The organism is Candidatus Frankia alpina, from assembly GCF_902806485.1.
In the GTDB taxonomy this organism is placed as follows: domain Bacteria; phylum Actinomycetota; class Actinomycetes; order Frankiales; family Frankiaceae; genus Frankia; species Frankia alpina.
Genome location: NZ_CADCWT010000403.1, coordinates 1 through 2,649, shown reverse-complemented (window position 1 = coordinate 2,649; position 2,649 = coordinate 1). Strand labels below are relative to the sequence as shown.

The 2,649-nt window shown below is 64.0% G+C and carries 3 protein-coding genes; all 3 read right to left on the bottom strand.

The window, feature by feature from the left end:
- Positions 1 to 27: 27 nt before the first annotated feature.
- On the bottom strand, positions 28 to 993 hold the full coding sequence (locus tag G6R25_RS23290) for an FtsK/SpoIIIE domain-containing protein (RefSeq protein WP_163554576.1): 966 nt from the start codon (positions 991 to 993) through the stop codon (positions 28 to 30).
- 131 nt (positions 994 to 1,124) lie between these two features.
- Positions 1,125 to 1,364: a hypothetical protein gene (locus tag G6R25_RS23285; RefSeq protein ID WP_136449424.1), complete on the bottom strand. Its 240-nt coding sequence runs from the start codon at positions 1,362 to 1,364 to the stop codon at positions 1,125 to 1,127.
- Between the two features lie 1,043 nt (positions 1,365 to 2,407).
- Positions 2,408 to 2,649, bottom strand: a 242-nt coding sequence (locus G6R25_RS25635; protein ID WP_205447394.1) for a hypothetical protein, incomplete at its 5' end; no start/stop codon positions are given.

The following is a 2,649-nucleotide window of genomic DNA, read 5'->3' as shown; positions in this document are numbered from 1 at the left end:
ACATTCCTCACAACCCAGAGTAACCAGTCAGCACGGAAAGTGACCTTCGCGCGGCCCTGGGTAGGCGGAAAGGAACGCGAATTCATCGACTATGGCCAGCCGGAACGGGGTTTCCACACTCGGGACGAATTTCCGTCCCTTGCCACGCAGGTCGAAGGATCGTGCGCGGGTTTCGTAGGCAAAGTCAGTGAGGAGCTCCGCCATTTCCTTGGTGGTGTCGTCCGCGTAGCGGGTGAACATCGACCGCAGCGGGTAGAGCTCCATTCCGCCTTTCGGATCGATCGCCCACACTTCCACCAGCCCGGATGCGATCAGCGGTGCCAACGCCCGCATCACGCTATGGAGTAGGGATCCTTTCCCGGATTCGGTGGCGCCTGCGACCAGCACATGCGTGCCGAGGAGCCGCAGAAGCCACGGCTCCCCATCCTCCCGCAGGCCGACGTGCAGGCGTTTCAGGTCCACAACGGCCGGGACGGGTAGGACGGGAATCGTCGCGGCAAGCAAATCCCCCCGACGGATATCCACCCACAGCCGTCCCGGCCTGTCCGTACGAATACGCACATCCTCCGAGCCCAACACGTGGGCCAGAGGGATCACCTTCGCTTCCAGATCTTCCGGAGCCTGGCCGTCTCGTAGGCGTAGCAGCAGCGAGTCCCGCGTGCCGGTCGACCGCAACCGCAGGATTCTGGGCCACGCCTCCACCTCGGGAGTCGGCTGGACCGTCAGGTCATGAGCACGCATCAGCTTCGACCAGCGAGGCGAGTAGCGCGTCCAGCGCAGCCACCACGACCGCACCCGCAGACCCAGCCACAGCCGGTAGGACCCCGGATGAGTCAACCGCCACGCCAGCGCCGAGAACAACAGCAGCGCGAGCAGTAGCAGCGGGAGCACCCACCCGACCTGATCCACCAGCAGCAGGCCCGCGAGCAGGGTCAGCATGGTCCGCGGGAAACGCGTGATCAGTCGGAGCATCCCCGACAGGCCGTTACGCACCGCCCATGAACCGAGCTTCCCCAGCGCCCCGCCGACCGTGTCCTCAGCCGAGATAGCCAGCGGAGCCCTGCGGGACACCAGGACCCGACGGGCCGGATCGAGATCCGCGAGAAGGAAACGAAGGTGTGAGCTCACCCGATACCCCTCCTCCTTGCCTCAGCCAGCAGATAAACGAAGTAGTGATCCAGGCGGACCATCGACTTTGCGACCTCCATGAGATGCCCATGGAAGTCATCGTCGGGAACATCCCCGTACGTATCCGCCAGCCGCTTCAGCGGGTCCCACGAAGCCTGAGCAGACTTTTGCGCCGCCTTGATCCGTGCGACCGCTTCTCCGGTCGTCCACGCCGCCAGTCGATCACGTCCACGCATCAGATGTCACCTTCCATTCGTTGACTCCCATTGATGCTCCGCATAGCCATCCTGGTTTTGTTCAGCGCAGGTCTTGTGCATCGGGGCCCCATCCGGACTACGGCATATCGCCGGCAACCCGCACAGCACGCAGGTGCGGGAAGGGCCACAGGACCCTTTCTGAGCCCCATTCCGCCCCGACCAGTCCAGCAGCTTCACCGACGTCGACGGTGCCGCCGTGATTCCAGCGTGATGGGTTCCGCCGCCTCCTGTGACGACACCAGCGGAATCCGCACCCCAGCCGGAGCCGCAGGACTGTCCTCGGAGAACGGGAGGGCAGGCTGGTAATGCGGAGCGATGGTCTGCCTGCGACGCGTCTTTCTCGGCATCTACCTACGCTCCTTTCCCTCACCGCCGTACCGGTTGCACCGGTCGGAGTTCCCGTGGACGGTGCGAACCCTTCCGTTGTTGCAACCCTCCACGCGGCACGGAACATCGTCGGGCCGCTTTTCCTGCATGTGGCCATTCACGATCCGAAACTCTCGTGTCGCCATCTCAGGCACCCCGAGCCGTATCGCTACGAACCGGCCGGGTTGGCCTCGACGTCGGGCGGGGATTTTCCCGCCCCTCCACCGGCCGGGGCGTACCCCTCACGCACCTTGGGCAGCCCCGGGCACACCGGGCGCAGTGTGTGATAGACATGAAGCTTCTCCTGTCGCAGGGAGAGAAGGCGACGGATGGGAGAGTCGGCAAACTTGCGCCCATCCGTCGCCCCAGGAACCTTCGGTCAGCCCCGCCGGTAGCGGTCCCACGCCGCGTGCTCACGGTCACGGACCGTGCGAATGGCCTCCTCCGTGTAGCCGCCACGGCGACGCGCACCCGCTTCCGCACGAGCCGTGTTCGATTCCGCCAGCGCGGCAGCACGCTGAATCTGCCTGTTCGTGGGCATGCAGTATCCCCATTTCAGTCGCAGGAAAATGAGAGCCTTGCAGTTACCACAACCGGCGGAGAGGAGTCGGCAAACTCATCCGCCGGAAGAATGAACGAAGCGAAGCCTTCGAAGGCTAGCGGGTCCGACGTTGCCTCTCGGACCGGGCGCCGTTCGCGATGTCGAAGTAGAAGTCTTCCCCGTGGTAGTCCCCGCGATCCCCGACAACGTTACCGTGTCGTTCCGCGATACGCTCTACCGCTTCGAGGTCGTCAGAGTTCATCGAAAGCAACATGGCCTCACCGTCGACGTCATGCCAACCTTCAGCCACCTTGTGAAATATCTTGACCCGCTGTAACTGGTCAGGTCGTGTAGATC